The organism is Paraburkholderia aromaticivorans, assembly GCF_012689525.1.
GTDB lineage: Bacteria > Pseudomonadota > Gammaproteobacteria > Burkholderiales > Burkholderiaceae > Paraburkholderia > Paraburkholderia aromaticivorans_A.
Genome location: NZ_CP051516.1, coordinates 1187768 through 1203763, shown reverse-complemented (window position 1 = coordinate 1203763; position 15996 = coordinate 1187768). Strand labels below are relative to the sequence as shown.

At 63.9% G+C, this 15996-nt stretch carries 11 protein-coding genes; 3 read left to right on the top strand and 8 right to left on the bottom strand.

Going from position 1 to position 15996, the window contains the following annotated elements; all coding sequences use genetic code 11:
- Positions 1-326: 326 nt before the first annotated feature.
- Both HF916_RS33330 and HF916_RS33325 read right to left on the bottom strand, forming a co-directional pair.
- Positions 327-1736 (bottom strand): HdeD family acid-resistance protein, encoded by a 1410-nt coding sequence (locus HF916_RS33330; protein ID WP_168793097.1) that lies wholly within the window; start codon positions 1734-1736, stop codon positions 327-329.
- 242 nt (positions 1737-1978) lie between these two features.
- Positions 1979-2905: a recombination-associated protein RdgC gene (locus HF916_RS33325; RefSeq protein WP_168793096.1), complete on the bottom strand. Its 927-nt coding sequence runs from the start codon at positions 2903-2905 to the stop codon at positions 1979-1981.
- Positions 2906-3122: 217 nt separating this feature from the next.
- Here HF916_RS33325 and HF916_RS33320 point away from each other — a divergent pair, with 217 nt between their 5' ends.
- Entirely contained in the window at positions 3123-3671 is a 549-nt protein-coding gene (locus HF916_RS33320; protein WP_168793095.1) for an ester cyclase, read from the top strand.
- A gap of 95 nt (positions 3672-3766) precedes the next feature.
- The gene (locus HF916_RS33315; protein ID WP_168793094.1) at positions 3767-4087 is read left to right on the top strand and encodes a hypothetical protein; all 321 of its coding nucleotides are present in this window, start codon (positions 3767-3769) and stop codon (positions 4085-4087) included.
- Positions 4088-4103: 16 nt separating this feature from the next.
- On the opposite strand, the gene HF916_RS33310 is transcribed toward HF916_RS33315, so the two are convergent.
- The 5 genes from HF916_RS33310 to msbA all read right to left on the bottom strand — a co-directional run bounded on the left by HF916_RS33310 (position 4104) and on the right by msbA (position 11170).
- Complete coding sequence (locus tag HF916_RS33310) at positions 4104-5363, bottom strand: glycosyltransferase (RefSeq protein ID WP_168793093.1); 1260 nt, start codon at positions 5361-5363, stop codon at positions 4104-4106.
- 5 nt (positions 5364-5368) lie between these two features.
- Positions 5369-6715, bottom strand: coding sequence for an O-antigen ligase family protein (locus HF916_RS33305; RefSeq protein WP_168793092.1), 1347 nt, complete (start codon positions 6713-6715; stop codon positions 5369-5371).
- Positions 6715-7842 carry a glycosyltransferase family 9 protein gene (locus HF916_RS33300; RefSeq protein WP_168795734.1) on the bottom strand — a complete coding sequence of 376 codons (1128 nt, stop codon included), beginning with the start codon at positions 7840-7842 and terminating at the stop codon, positions 6715-6717. Before HF916_RS33300 ends, HF916_RS33305 begins: the two co-directional genes overlap by 1 nt.
- Before the next feature lie 345 nt (positions 7843-8187).
- A complete protein-coding gene (locus HF916_RS33295) occupies positions 8188-9264 on the bottom strand; it encodes a glycosyltransferase family 4 protein (protein ID WP_168793091.1) in 1077 nt (358 codons plus the stop codon).
- A 112-nt stretch (positions 9265-9376) separates the two neighbouring features.
- On the bottom strand, positions 9377-11170 hold the full coding sequence (msbA, locus tag HF916_RS33290; RefSeq protein WP_168793090.1) for a lipid A export permease/ATP-binding protein MsbA: 1794 nt from the start codon (positions 11168-11170) through the stop codon (positions 9377-9379).
- A 202-nt stretch (positions 11171-11372) separates the two neighbouring features.
- On the opposite strand from msbA, the gene HF916_RS33285 reads away from it, so the two are divergent.
- Entirely contained in the window at positions 11373-12134 is a 762-nt protein-coding gene (locus tag HF916_RS33285; RefSeq protein WP_168793089.1) for a glycosyltransferase family 2 protein, read from the top strand.
- A 276-nt stretch (positions 12135-12410) separates the two neighbouring features.
- Here the strand turns inward: HF916_RS33285 and dnaE are convergent, their stop codons facing one another.
- Positions 12411-15980: a DNA polymerase III subunit alpha gene (gene dnaE, locus HF916_RS33280; protein WP_168793088.1), complete on the bottom strand. Its 3570-nt coding sequence runs from the start codon at positions 15978-15980 to the stop codon at positions 12411-12413.
- Positions 15981-15996: the final 16 nt, after the last annotated feature.

Here is a 15996-nt window from a genome sequence, read left to right as displayed (position 1 = left end):
GGGTTCATCCTGTCCATCGCGTTCACGCTTGTATAAGAGCCGCGGCCGCCGCAGGCGAAATTCGCGCGGCGCGGTTTTGATCCTGGATGAGCCACGGCCGGGTTGCGGTGTGGTCGAGTGCTCTGAACGACAAACTGTCGGGTTGAGCATACACCCGCCATATTGGTTGAAAGTACTCATTTGGCCACGGCGTCGGGCGGGGAAGTTATCAACAGAATCTGTTGTCAAATCTGTGCATAACTATCCGGCAAAAACTGCAAGCCGTTGACGCGATTGCTATTTTTACCGTAACGCCGAAGTTGGGCAGCGCGCGCACCGAACGCGCGTCATTCGCGCACCGTGCCACGCGCCGCGTCGTCGGCAACGTGCGCGTGACGGGCCTCTTCGCGCCATTGCTGACGCGAGCGGACCATTCTGCGCACCGCGAGGCGCGCCATCTTGACCCAGCCCGAAGGCCGCGGGTCGGCCAGCATGCTGAGGGCGCGCGCGTAGTCGAGCGTGAGGCCGGGTGTCCACGCCATCGTCGCGGCTCGCTTGCGCACTTGCGCGGCGACCCACAGTTCCGGCGTCGAGATCACGCGCAGAAATGGCTGCCAGCCGCCGAGTTCCCCCCACACGCGCGACGAGGCGCCCTCGATCGCCGCCTCCAGTGCGCGCGAGACGCTGCTCGAACAGTTGCGGTGCGTGAGGTTGTAGGTCGTGTCCTGTCGATACGTGTCCCAGAAGCGGCGTAGGCGAACCGGATCGTAGTTGCGGATCCGCACCTGAACCGTCGACGGACACCACGCTTTCGACTCGGTCAGGTAATCGGGCTGGAATAGCCCCGGCACGTCGTTCTCGCGCGTGGCACGCAGAAGCCGCGCGAAATCGTCGGGCGAACGATCGATCTCGACGCCCGGATACAGGCTGATATAGACGCCCTCGGGCGATTCGAGCGCGGCATGGCCAGTCGATATCACGCCGTTGCGATCCACCGCCGCGATATAGCGATCCACGATCAATTGCCGCCGCGCTTCGCCCTTGGCCGAGCCGACGGGTGTCCACACGTGCACGGTCAACGCGGCTTCATCGGCGGCGGGCGGGCCGTCCCATTCGTGCGCAATCAAACGGCTCGCGGCCAGCGCGCTCGCGGCGGCAATGCCGGCATCCGCCACGGAATCGCCACCGGCGACCGCAGGGTTCGTCGCAAGCCGGCGCACCCGCGTGCTCAGCAGAATCATGTTCCATCCGCCAAAGATCAGGCCCAGTCCGACACAGTACGGCACCGTGCCCACGTAGTGCGTCGGATAGGGTTGATAGAAGAAAATCGCCAGCGCGATTTCGACGGCGCCGCCGATCATCGCGAGTCGCCACGTGCGAAAGCGGACCACTTTCGCCGAGACGATCTGCAACAGGCCATCGGCGAAAAAGAGCGTGCCGAAGATCATCGACAGAATGAAATTGCCGTGCTCGTGGCCGATCAGAATCAGCGCCGCCGCGGTGGTGAACGCGATGCCCTTCACATATCGCAGCGTGCGTTGCCCGCCCATGCCGGTCCAGGCGACGGCCAGCGTGGCAAGGCCTTCGAGCAACAGCAACGAGACAAACGGAGTGATGGGAAAATAGAGCGCGCTATCGAGCGCGTCGATGAACACGAAGACGCCGAGCACGAAACTGATGCAACCGGCGATCCGCAACGATCGCCAGCGCGTGCGCAGATAATCGACGCCCAACAGAATCATGACCAGACGAACCATTGCAAGTCCTCCGTGACAGATGCGTTCTGCTGATCGCCATCTTAACCAGTTTCGCGGTGCGGGCGCGCAACGCTCCGGCGTGCCCCACGACGCGACAGCGCACATTCGCCACGCCTCGCTCGAGCATCGTTGTGCCGCTCATGCCAATGCGCTTTCGCGCCAGATCGATCGACCATGAAAAAGGCCGGCGCGGCATTACTTCAACGCGCCGGCCTGCAACGAACAAGAAAACCGGAAGCTGGTTACGCCGCCTTGGCTTGCGGCATCGCTTCGCCGCCCTGCTCGCCACCCAGCGCATCGAGCAGATCACTCAACATGCGGTCGAGCTCGGCGGTCATCAGCGTGACGTCGGAGTCGAAGCGTTCGTCGTCGTCTTTCGCGGTGGGATCGCTCGCTTCCTTCAGCACATCGAGCGGCGCAATGCGCTTGATCGTCAGCGAGGGCGTCAGCACGAAGGACACGCGGTCGTTCCATGTCATCGCGAGCCGCATGCATTGCTTGCCGGCTTCGATATGACGGCGCATATCTTCGGCGTCCAAAGTATGTCCCACATAGCGCACGGTCGCGTTGCCTTCGGTGGGCGAGCGCAACTCGGTGTCCTGGTCGAGCGTGAAGCCGGCCGGGCCTTCGCCTGACAGCAGCCATTCAGTCATGGCCGCGACCGGCGAGTGCGTGACGCGCACCGTGCCGAGCGGCAATTGATCGATCGACTTGACGAGCAGGCCACGCACTTCATCGGCGACCGCTTGCGAAGCTGCGTCGATCACGAGCCAGCCGTTCTTGCAATCGATCCACACGCGCGTGTCGCGACGAATGCTGAAAGCGCGCGGCAACAGTTCGTCGGTGACCTGTTCCTTGAGTTCGCGCATCTGCTTGCGGCCAGGTTTGAAGCCCTGCTGATCCTCGAGTTCGAGTGCGCGTTCCTTGGTCACCTGCGTGACGACCGACGCCGGCAGCAGTTTCTTTTCAGCGCGAAACACCAGCAACATCTGGCCATTGAGCGAATACACCAGCGAGTCGTTATCGCGCGGCGATGCCCAGCCATGGCTTTGCATCTCGACGCTGTTGCCGGGCGCGAACGCGTGCGGCGCGAGCCACTTCTGCATCTGTTCTGGGTTGACGGACCACGGAGCGGGAAGACGGTGAAGCTGAAGGTTTTTGAACCACATGGGCAGAGTCGTGTACGGGCAAAGCGCACCATTCTATCTGACGATAGACGTCGCGCGGTCAGTCGGACGGACTCTGTTACTTCGTCCGGTCCGTTCAGGCAGCGCCAGTTATTTTCAAATAAAAATAGAAAATCCTTTAAGCGACAAACTGATTATCAAAGGCAGTTTTACGCCGGAGAATGCGCTTCATCCACTTCAACTCTCTCTGGAGCGCGCCATGTCCACCTCTTCCCTCTCCCGAATCGCCCGTCACCTGCTGATCGCTGCGACCCTCGCCGGCGCCTTGAGCGCCCATGCCGCGAGCGACACCGACCTGCCCGTGCCGCACCACGTCGCCGTTGCGTCGAACTCGGCGCGGAGTGCCGAAGTCGTGCGGACCGCCCGCCGCTACGCCGCCTTCTGGAACTCCGGCGACGAATCCTACGCGAAGCTCGCACTGTCGCCCGCCTTTGTCGACCGCACCTTGCCGGATGGACGCCCGCAAGGTCCTGACGGTCCGCTGCAGGCGTCGAAGGGTTTTCGCGCGGCGGTGCCCGACCTGCACGCGGAAATCGACGACCTCGTGGTAGCCGGGGACCGCGCCTCGGTTCATCTGCATTTTTATGGTCACTTCACCGGGCAATTCCAGAACCTCAAGGGTAACGGCCAGACCGTCGACTTCCAGGCCTTCGATCTGTATCGCGTGAAGGACGGTCGCATCGTCGAAAACTGGCACCTCGAGGACAACCTGACGCTGCTCAAGCAGATCGGCGCCATCAAGCCGTAATGGTTTAGCCGGGTTTAGCCGTAGCCGTTTTAAGCGCGCTTCACGTGGAAATCACCTAGACTTTTTGACAAGCGAGTGACTAGACGGAGGCGGCCATGGCCGATGAAACCGCACCCTGGCAGATGGTGGAATACGAGGGTTTCGAGATTCACGTAGCGCCGTTTCTGAAAAACCCACCCAGCGAAGGGCACACGCCGACCGCGGCGAATAAGCGCTACACGTATATCGGCTACGTTTGCCATCCGGGCGCGGATCCGGCCATTCCCGGCCATGCGGTGCCGTTTCACCCCGACGGCGAGGAGAGCTTTGCCGGCCATGACGAAGCGCTCTATGAAGCCGTGCACGTGGGCCGCAGCATCGTGGAAGGCACGCATCCTGATCTGACGGTGTTGCCGCTGGTGACTGGCGGCGTGTGAATCTCGGGCTTGCGCTTCAGCGAGGCTCCAGCACGCCCGACGGCGAGCCCTGCTTCGCCAACAGGCGCAACGCCAACTCCAGCATCCGCTGATTGGCGCGTGGCGGCGTGAACGTCTCCACCTTTTGCAGCGCGGCTTGCGCGACGCTCCGGCGTAGCTCGGTGTCCGTCAGCAAGCGCTCGATGGCGAGCGCCATGGCGTCCACGTCGCCGACCGGCACCAGCAGGCCGGCCTTGCCACCTTCCAGCATGTCTCGCGGACCGGTCGGGCAATCCGCCGACAGCACCGGCGTGCCGAGCGCCATCGCCTCGCCGAGCACCACGGCGCAACCCTCGTAGCGGCTACTCAAGACGAGCATTTCTGCCTGCCGGATATAGGGCAGCGGATTGGCACAGAAGCCAAGAAACTGCACCGATGCACCGATCCCCAGTTCGTCGGCGAGTTGCTCCAGCTCGCGCCGGTCCCGCCCCTCGCCAATCAGGACGAGCGCCGCCTCGCAGCGACCGCGCTCGCGTAACTGGGCGTAGGCTCGCAGCAAGGTCTTGTGGTCCTTCTGACCTTCGTCCAGACGCGCCACGGAAACGATGAATGACTCAGCCGGACGTTTGATCTCCGCGCGCGCTGCGTGCCGCAGCGCGTCGACGTCGATCACATTCGGCAATTCGACAATGTCCATGTCCAGGCCGGTTGTCGAAAAGAGTTCCCGCGCCTCGTCAAGCATGGCGGGGATCAGCACGGCGATCGCCGAGTAACGCGCATGGTGCCGCACGCGCCGGGCGATGTACCGCCCGCTCTTGCCGCCGAGCCGTGCCGCGAGGCTGAAATGGTTCACGCCGAACCAGGGCACATTGCAACTGCCCGCTATATGGCGCAGCGAAAAATCGAAATCGCAGACCAGGTCGTGTTGCTTCGCAAGGCGCCGCATACGCAGCGCCGCCAGCGGCCGGATCGCACCGTAGGTCAACAGCTTGTGCAATAACTTCGCGCCGACGCCCAGCTTGCGCTGGCGCGCCGCCTGATGCAGCGCGTACATCCATTTCGACGAGGCGAGAACGTGGACGGGAACGTCATCGGGAATCGATTGCGCGCGCCAGAACGCCAGGTCGTCGGTCGGATACGCCACCGACAGGCTTGGCGCGAACAGGCGCCGGTCGAGCGTCTTCAGCCAGGATAGCAACGCGGTCTCCGTGCCGCCTTTGCCGAAATCGTTGATGTGAAACAGGATGCGCAGCGGCGTGCGGTCAGCTTCAATAAAGTGTGGGTTCACGTTCGTCATCTTGGTTATTCGCCCAACTCTGCCGTTGGCGCTTCGCGCCGCTGTTCACTGCGTGCCACCGTGGATTGCCCACGTGCAGTCTCGGTCGACGCTCCGCCTGGCGCACGAGCTTGTTCCGCGCTGCCTAGCAGCAGGCCCGCAAAAGCCCAGAATGCGAGCATGGTGGTCTGCCACATGAAGTCATCGGTCGTATTTTTCGCGATCATGCCGGCCACTAGCGCGACGCCCGCGGCGCACAACCAGGGCTTGACACTCCGCAGCCGCCAGAAACGCAAGACGAGGCACAGCAACAGCACGGTCTGCAGCACCACGCCAATGAATCCCGTCTGCAACCACGTGTTGATGAACAGGTTGTGCGCGTGCGTCAACGCTTGCGGTTCGACCGCCAGCAAACTGGCCGGCATTTCGCTGCGATAGACGATACCCGGCAGCGGCTTGCCGAAGCCCACGCCGACCCACGCGTGGCGCTCGGCCTCGCGGCCATAAAACGCCCATAGCTTCGGACGCGTGTCGGCTGATACCGTGTCGCCGATCGCGGACAGCGAACCTGGCACATAGACCTGATGACCGTCGATCGCCAGATCGTGCGGCTGCTGCACGGGAGGAGGCAGAGCGGCCGTGCGCAGACGGGAACTGAGCTCGAGCGTGCCGACGCCGGCCGCGCCCACCACGGCAATGACCAGCAACGCCAGCGGCAGGCGCCGCCGGTACAGCGGAACCAGCGCGACCAGCAGCGTCGCGGCGGCCGCCGGCCAGAAGAACCGGTTGAGCGTGGCCAGGCCGATGAAGAGGCACAGCACGATGCCGCTCGCGCCGATCACGCGCCAACGCGGCCGCAGCATGAAGCCCGCGAACAGCGCAATGGCAAATACCGCGAGCGTGCTGGTGTGGCCGACGCGGTTATAGAAATGCATTGGGAAGGTATTGGCGGTGGGCGGTTGCAAATGCCCCCAGTTGAGCGCGCTGATCACGGCGACCGCCACGCAGGCGATCCAGTTGACGACCACCACAGGCTCGGGCCGCCGCAGTTGGGTGCCGAATAGCCAGAAGCCCCAGAACGACACCAGCGGATAGAGCACTTCGTCGCACCACGCGTGCAGACTGATCATCGGATACATGGACCACGCGACCGAGGCGAGGCTCCAAGCCGCCCAGCCCGCGATGGGCAGCGCCAGCGGCCAGTGCCACAGCGACGGCCGGTCCGGCGAGAACGCCGCCGCCAGCACGCCGAGCGCCATCAGGGCGAGCGCATTGAAGACGATCGCCGTCATGTGGCCGAACATCACCACAAACAGAATGACCGGACAGGCAACCCAGAACACGCGCTCCACTCGCGCAGCCGTGTGAGTCATTACACTTTCACCAGAACATTTTGCAATGCGTTGTATACCGACTCAACCGACAGCCGGCCCATACAGTCGGCATGGTCGCCGCGCCACGCGACGCAGGTCGTCTCGTTGCGATCACAGCGTCGCACCCATGCTACCTCGCGGCGGAAAATAAAAGGCTGATCGCGGCACGGCATATCGGCGATCGTAATCGGCACGAAGGGCACCTCGCGCCAGTAGCGGCCCGCGCCGTGAATCAGCGCGTTGCCCGGCCCGAACAGCGCGAGGGTCGGCACCCCAATCAGACGCCCCAGATGCGCGACACCGGTATCAGGACAAACCACGGCTTGCGCGCCGGCAAACAGATGCCATAACTCGCCGAGACCGAGCCGCGCCGCCAGGTTCGGATGATGCGGGTCCGGGTCGATCGCGCGAATCAGTTCCGCCTCGCCCGGACCGCCGGTCCATACCGGCAGATAGCCGAGTGCTTCGACGCGTTGCGCAAGCTCGCGCCAGCGCGCGTTGGGCCAGCGTTTGACGCTCGTGCTCGCGCCCGGATGCAGCACGACGTAAGGCTTCGTCAGCAGCGACGGCTCGGGCAGCGCCGCGTGTTGCGGCGCGCTCCAGTCGCTGGGGCGGTAGGCGCGCGGCGGCGGCCCATCGATCAGTTCCGTGGCGAGGTCGGCCCAGGCCGCCGCCGTGTCGGGATACGGCAGGCTGCGGTTGAGCGGCCAGTTTTTCCAGGCCGGCCGATCGCCCGCGTGCCCGACGATCCAGCGGCAGGCCGCGCCCAACGCGAGCCAGCTATGACGATTGTCGCCGAGCACCATGCCGAGGTCGTAGGGTCCGGAAAGCAAAACGTCGCGTACCGACTTCGAATCACGCGGATCGAACGGCAAGGCCGTGACGTCGAAAGGCCGGCCGGCGTACAGCGGCACGATCGCCTTCGGACAGGCGAGAACGATCTGCGCCTGGGGGTATTGCGCGCGCAGCTTGGCGAGCAACGGCGTGAGCAGCAGCGTGTCGCCCAGCAATAGATGATGCGCAATCAGGATACGGCGCGGGTGCTGTGGCTCGCGGCGCAATGGCTTGATCAGCAGTCGCGGGATGGCCCGCGCAAAAATACGAAGACGCCCGGCAAGCCGACTCATAGGCTCATCGGCGCGTGGGTTCCCGCCGCGATCTTGCTGTACGCCGATACCCGGCGTGAGGTCGCGTTCGCCATGCACAATCTCCAGCGGTATTCTTCCCGAAGGCCTCCAGTGCAGCGGCGACGGCCCCGTCACGGCGGGCTGGCGCGGCTCGGGACGCGGCGCCTCTCGCCCGCCGCCTGTCCAGGCCGGCATGGAAAGCTCGATGAAATAAATGGGGTGTTCGGCTCGAATTGAGTTCGAGCGTTGATAGCTCAAAATTATAACATGTGGCCCTGCGGCCGAACGACGCGAAACCGCGCCAGCAGGGCCGCCCGCGCCTTACGCGGCACGGTGCGGCGGGTCCTAACGCGCGGCATCGATCTGCCGCGCCAGCGTCAACAACTCGCTGACGTGAGCGGCCACGCTTGCGTCATAAAGCACCGCGTCGCGGGCAAGTTCGGGTGGCGCGCGACGCGTGCCGTCGCGATGCGCGCCCACCGCCCGTTCGAGTGTGGCACGCAGGTCGGCGAGGTCGTCCGGCGCGAAAACGAATTTCGCGTGCGGCGCGATCGCATCGCAGCAGCCGATGCTCGATGGGAAAATAACCGGCGTGCCGCACATCACCGATTCGATGCCGACCAGCCCGAACGGCTCATACGTCGATGCGAGGATCGTGAAGTCCGCGGCCTGGTAGCACTCCGCGAGCGCTTTCACATAGCCGATATAGCGCAGCCGCTCGGATGTGCGCGCGGGCGGCCGCCCGGCCACGGCCACCACCACGGGCAGCGACGTGTCACGCAGCGCGGCTTCGATGAGCGGCAAGCCCTTGCGCTCATGGCTGCTCGACGGAAACAGCAGGACGATTTCGTTGTCGGCGAAACCATATTTGTGGCGCAACGCGGCGCGCGTGGCGGCGTCGGTCGGCGCGAAGCGTGTGCCATCCACGGGCGGATACAGCACGCGGATCTTCGCTTCGTCGACACCGTACAGTTCGCGCAGCTCGTCGTGCATCAACTGCGAATGCGCCACTACGACTTTCGAGCGCTCGTACTGGCGGCGCTCGAGCGCAATCTGCCAGCCGTCCGAACGCTTCTGCGCGCGCCCGGTCGCCCGAAGAAAACCAAGATGCGTGCCGCCGCAGATCGCCATCTCCGACGAGTCGACGCGGTTGCAGCCGATCAGCACATCGACCTGCGCCGCGCGCCGCGCCGCGCGCAAGCGCCACGAAAACCAGCGATCGCGCAGCTTGCCCGGCAGGAACGAGACGTTGATACGATGCGGCTCGACCATTTTGAATTCGGGCAACGACGCGTCGAAACGGCGCGCGAAGAAAGCCGGCTCGACGCCGAGCGCGGCGAAGCCACGCACCAGATCCATGGCGTAGCGCTCGAGCCCGCCGCTGTGCTGCAGGGCGTTACTGGAGAGTCCAAGTTTCTTCATTCAGACAGCGCGCGCCTGCGCCTCGTCAAATGTTAGGGGGAAGGCATACGCGGTCCGGGCTAGCGGACCGCGTGAAGGGAGACCCGAATGGCGGATTGACGTGTCGTGCGCTTCAGGCCGCGGTCTGCTGGAACTGGATGCGGTGCAGATGCGCGTACAGCCCGTCTTGCGCCAGCAATTCACGATGGCTGCCGCTCTCGACGATCCGCCCCGCTTCCATCACGAGGATCCGGTTGGCGCGCTCGATGGTCGACAGACGGTGCGCGATCACCAGTGTCGTACGGCCCTTCATCAAGGTTTCCAGCGCGGCCTGCACGTGGCGCTCGGACTCGGAATCCAGCGCCGAGGTCGCCTCGTCGAGGATCAAAATCGGCGCGTCCTTGTAGATCGCGCGCGCGATCGCCAGACGCTGCCGCTGGCCACCCGAGAGCATCAAGCCGTTGTCGCCGACCAGCGTGTCGATGCCTTTCGGCATGGCCTCGACGGTGTCCCACAGGTTGGCCGCGCGCAGCGCCGCCTTGACCTTGTCGGGATCGGCGGTCTGGCCGTAAGCGACGTTATTGGCGACCGTGTCGTTGAACAGCACCACGTCCTGGCTCACCATCGCGATCTGGCTGCGCAGCGCGTGCAGATCGTATTCGGGGATCGCCACGCCATCGACCAGAATCTGGCCGGCGGTCGGATCGAAAAAGCGCGGCAGCAGATTCACCAGCGTGGTCTTGCCGCTACCCGACGGCCCCGCGAGCGCGACCATTTCGCCCGGCGCGACCTTGAACGACACTTGATCGAGCGTGTGGCGGTTGTGCGTGGCGTTGGCGCCGTAGTTGAACGAGACGCCGCGGAATTCCACTTCGCCGCGCGCGCGCTCGAGCGGCTTGCCGCCGCCTTCCGGCTCGGACGGCTCGTCGATCAGACCGAAGATCAGTTCGCACGCCGTCATGCCGCGTTGCAGCGGCTGGTTCACATCCATCAGATGCTTGAGCGGCGAGATGATCAGCAGCATCGACGTGACGAAGGCGACGAAGCCGCCCACCGTGGTCTGATCCGACGACGACTGCACCACCGCGATCGTAATCACGATGGCGAGCGCGATCGATGCGAGGAACTGCGTCAACGGCTGCGCGAGACCGCCGGACACGGTCATGCGCATGGCGTAGCCGCGCAGACGCTTGCTCATCGACTCGAAGCGCTCCATCTCGTACTGCTCGCCGTTGTGCACCTTAACGACCTTGTAGCCGCCCACCGATTCCTCGACGATGTACGAAAGCTCATTGGTCAGCAGTTGATGTTCGCGATTCAGACGGCGCAAGCGGCGGTTGATCTTGCCGACCAGCCAGCCGATGGCCGGCAGCAGCACCGCGACGATCAGCGTCAGACGCCAGTTCAGATAGAACAGATAGCCGAGCAGGAAGACCACGGTGAGCGAATCGCGCACCAGCGTGACCAGCACGCTCAGCAGCACGTTGAGAATCTGGTTCACCTCGAAGACGATCGCATTGATCACCGTACTCGCGGTTTCGCGCTGGAAGAACGCGACGCTCGTGTGGATCATGCGGTCGAACATCTTCAGGCGCAGGTCGAGCAGGATCTTGTTCGTCACGTAGGCAAGCAGATACCCGGACGCGTATTGCGACACGCTGCGAACCAGTGCGAGGCTGATCACTGCGGCCGGAACGAACCACTTGGTCTTGTCGTTGGCGTGCGCGCCGAAGCCCTTGTCCAGCAGAGGCTTGAGCAAGGCAGGGATCGCCGCGTCGGTAGCGGCGCTGACGGCCATCGCGACGATTGCGCCGAGGAGAATCCAGATCAGCGGCTGGATATACGGCCATAGCCGTTTAAAGACGACGGCGGCCGACGACGCCTCGCCTGAACCGATGGGTTTGCTTAACGTTGGCTTCGCGCTCAAGGAATCCTCTGAGAAGGCGGAACTGCAGCCGCGCGGCGGACGGAATGCCGGCCGCGCGGAATATCAAAAAAGAGCATTGTAAACGCTTGGGGGTGAGCGTCGGCGGTTGGGAATCGGCTGTGTATACTCCTCGTGCAACTCGTCTGGCGCATCCCGCTTGCGCGACTCGTTCCGTCATTCCGCCCACCACGCTACTTCAGGTATGCAAGAAACCACCCTCGGCGTCGCCATCATCACCAAAAACGCGGCGGCGCGGCTGGCTGAATGCCTGCAAGCCGTGGCCTTCGCCGATCAGATCGTCGTGATCGACGGCGGCAGCACCGACGGCACCGCCGACATCGCCCGCGCGCACGGCGCGCGCGTGATCGAACAGACCGATTGGCCGGGCTTCGGCCCGCAAAAGAATCGCGCGGTCGACGCGCTCAGCACGAGCTGGATTCTTTCGATCGATGCCGATGAAATCGTCTCGCCGGAACTGGCGGCAGCGATTCGCGCGGCGCTGGTGGCCCCCACCGCCGATGTCTACGCGGTCGACCGGCTGTCGAGTTTTTGCGGCCACTGGATTCATCACAGCGGCTGGTATCCGGACTGGATTCCGCGCCTCTTCAAACGCGGCGCCGCGCGGTTCTCCGACGACCTGGTGCATGAGCGGCTAGTGTTCGACACGCCGGCGCAGCGCCTCACCGGCAAGCTGATGCATTACTCCTACGAGGACTTCGAAGGCGTGTTGCGCAAGCTCGACGCGTATTCGACAGCGGGCGCTCAACAACGTCATGCGGCGGGTCAGCGCGGTAGCTTCGGCAAGGCGCTCGGGCGCGGCGCTTGGGCGTTCGTGCGGACTTACTTGCTGCGCCGCGGTTTTCTGGACGGCCGCGCCGGTTTTATGATCGCGGTGTTCAATGCGGAGACGGTGTATTACCGGTTTTTGAAGCTGGCGCGTTTGGGGGAGAAGGCGCGGCGGTAGGTGTCGGCACGTACGGCGCCAAACGCCGGGCTTGCTGTGACGCCAGGTTTATCCGGAGCCCGCGACATTGATCCCTGCTTGATAACCGGCATGCGCGGCGTCATTCGTTCATGCTCGCGCCGCAGGGTTTGGGCGCCGCTGCCTGCAATCAGCTTTAAGCCCGATCTGCTGGCGAGCATGCGCGGCATCATTCGCTGAAGCTCGCGCCGCAAGGCCTGCGGCGCCGCCGTCCACAATCAGTTCTGGCCGCGCCAGGCGAACAGGCAGCATCACCGATCAATAGACAATCTCGATCGAGCTTCCCGCGAACTCGCCGCGCAAGGCCGCGAGCAGTTCGTCGGTCGGCTTCACGCGCCATGCGTCGCCCAGACGCATTTCACCTTCCGCATTCTGGCTGCGATAGACCACCTGCACGGCAAGCCCGTTCGGGATCTGTACCGCCTGACGCTGGCCACCTCCGCCATAGCCGCCACCGTTACGGCCGCCGCCATTGCCACCACGCGATGAAGCCGCCGGTGCCGCGACTGCTTGCGGTTCGTCTTTACCCGCGCTGTGCGCTTCGAGCACGCGACGCAACGCCAGCGCGTCCGCATTACCGTTCATCTGCACCTTGACCGCTTCCGCGTAACGGCAGCGCGCGCGGCCAAGATCCATGACCGTATCGACCGTGAAACGAATGCCGCCCGTGAACGCATCGTTACGCGCCTGGCCCTGCACGACCAGCAGTTCGTCTTCCTTGAACAGCTGCTTGTGCGCTTCGAACGTCTCGTTGAACACCGTGACTTCGCATTGGCCGGTGCCGTCGTCGAGCAGCGCGATCAGCATCTTGCCGCGCTGGGTCATCTGCGTGCGCAGCGATGCGATCACACCCGCGACCAGCTTGTCGCGCCCTTCTTTCAGCTCGCCGATCTTCTGGCGCACGAAGCGGCGCACTTCGTTCTTGTAGGCGTCGAACAGATGGCCCGACAGGTAGAAGCCGAGGGCGGCCTTCTCTTCCTGCAGTTTTTTCTTTTCCGCCCACTCCGGCTCGTCGACGAGTTCGTGGCCTTGCGAGGGCGCGTCACCCATGTCGAACAGACCCGCCTGCAACGCGTTGGCACTAGCCTGCTCGGCGGCTTCCATCGCGAGCGAGACCGATGCAATCAGTTGCGCGCGATTCGCATGCAAGGTGTCGAAGGCGCCGGCGCGGATCAAAGCTTCGACCGTACGGCGATTGACGATGCGGCGGTCGACCCGGTTGCAGAAATCGAAGATGTCGATGAACGGACCTTCTTCACGCGCGCGCAAGATTTCCTCGATCGCGTTCTGACCGCTGCCCTTGATCGCACCGAGGCCGTAGCGGATGGTTCTGGAACGCTTGCCGTCGGCTTCCGCGACCGGCTCGAAGCGGTACGCGGACAGATTGACGTCCGGCGGCAGCACCGCCATCTTGTTCGTGAGACAGTCTTCGAACAGGATCTTGACCTTGTCCGTGTCGTCCATGGCGAGCGACATATTCGCCGCCATGAATTCCGCCGGATGGTGCGCCTTCAGCCACGCGGTGTAATACGCGAGCAGCGCATACGCCGCCGCGTGCGACTTGTTGAAGCCGTAGCCCGCGAACTTCTCCATCAAGTCGAAGATTTCGTCCGCTTTCTCGGCGGTCAGGCCATTTATCGCGGCGCCCTGGCGGAACAGCTCGCGATGCTCGGCCATTTCCTCGGCCTTCTTCTTACCCATCGCGCGGCGCAGCAAGTCGGCGCCGCCCAGCGAGTAGCCGCCGATGATCTGCGCCATCTGCATGACCTGCTCCTGGTAGACCATGATGCCGTAGGTCTCTTTCAGAACAGATTCGACACGCGGATCCGGATACTCGACCACTTCGCGGCCATGCTTACGCGCGCAGAAGCTTGGGATCAGGTCCATTGGGCCGGGACGGTACAGCGCGACGAGCGCGATGATGTCCTCGAAGCGGTCAGGCTGCGCATCTTTCAGCATGCCTTGCATGCCGCGGCTTTCCAGCTGGAACACGGCGACCGTATTCGCTTTCTTCAGGATCGAGAACGACGCCGGGTCGTCGAGCGGCACCTGCCCGAGCGACCAGTCCTGCTTCGACGGATCGAGGCGGCGGATATAGCGCTCGGCCCAGTCGAGGATCGTCAGCGTGGTCAGACCCAAGAAGTCGAACTTCACGAGGCCGACAGCTTCGACGTCGTCCTTGTCGTACTGGCTCACGACGCCGCTTTCGTCGCCCTGCGTGTACAGCGGGCAGAAATCGGTCAGCTTGCCGGGCGCGATCAGCACACCGCCAGCGTGCATGCCGACGTTACGCGTCAGCCCTTCCACGCGCTGCGCGAGTTCAAGCAGCTGATGTACTTCGTCTTCGTTGTCGAAACGCTCCTGCAGGAGCGGCTCCTCTTTCATCGCGTCGGCGATGGTGACGTGCTTGCCCGGCTTGAACGGAATCAGCTTGGCGATGCCGTCCGTGAACATGTAGCCGAGATCGAGCACCCGCCCGATGTCGCGCACCGCCGCCTTCGCCGCCATCGTGCCGAAGGTGGCGATCTGCGACACGGCGTCCGCACCGTACTTGTCCTTCACGTACTGGATCACGCGATCGCGGCCGTGCTGGCAGAAGTCGATGTCGAAGTCGGGCATGGACACCCGCTCCGGATTCAGGAAACGCTCGAACAGCAGGTTGTAGCGCAGCGGATCAAGGTCGGTCACGCCGAGCGCGTAAGCGACCAGCGAACCCGCGCCCGAGCCCCGGCCCGGACCGACCGGCACGCCGTTGTTCTTCGCCCAGTTAATGAAGTCCGCCACGATCAGGAAGTAGCCGGGAAAGCCCATCTTGATGATCGTGCCGCACTCGAATTCGAGGCGCTGGTAATACGTTTCACGTTGCGCTTCGCGCTCGGCTGCATCCGGATACAACTGCTCGAGACGCTTTTCGAGGCCCTCTTTCGACAACTGCACGAGGTAGTCGTCGAGCGACATGCCGTCGGGCGTCGGGAACAGCGGCAGCTTGGGCTTGCCGAGTTCGAGCGTGAGGTTGCAACGCTTGGCGATTTCAACCGAGTTGGCGAGCGCCGACGGAATGTCCGCGAACAGCGCAGCCATCTCTTCCTGGGTGCGGAAGTACTGCTCGGACGTAAAGCGCTTCGAGCGGCGCGGATTCGCCAGAATGTCGCCTTCGGAAATGCACACGCGCGCTTCGTGCGCGGTGAAGTCGTCCGGCGTCATGAACTGCATGGGGTGCGTGGCGACCACCGGCAATTTCAGCGACGCCGCGAGCGCGACAGCCTGCTGCACGTACTGCTCGCCGCCCGGCTGAGCGCTGCGCTGCAACTCGATATAGAAGCCGCCAGGGAACACCTTCGCCCAGTGCAACGCGTTGCGCTTGGCCGCTTCTTCGTTACCCGCCGCGAGCGCGAGGCCGATGTCGCCCTGCTGCGCGCCTGACAATGCGAGCAAGCCTTCGCCGAGACCGGATTCGAGCCAGCCGGCTTCGACCTCCGCGCGACCGCGATACTGATTCGTGAGCGATGCCTTGCTGAGCAGTTCGCACAGGTTCAGATAGCCGCGCCGGTCTTTGACGAGCAGCAGCAAACGGGAAGGCTTGTCGCGGTCGTCCGGATTGGTGATCCAGACGTCGCAGCCGGCAATGGGTTTGACCCCTTTGCCGCGGGCTTCCTTGTAGAAACGGACGAGGCCGAATGCGTTGCCGAGATCGGTGAGGGCGAGCGCGCCCTGACCGTCTTTGGCCGCGGCCTTGACGATGTCGTCAAGGCGCACGATGCCGTCGGCAATCGAGAATTCGGAGTGAACGCGGAGATGAACGAAGCGGGGATCTGACATGGGCGACATTGTAACTCCACCCTTC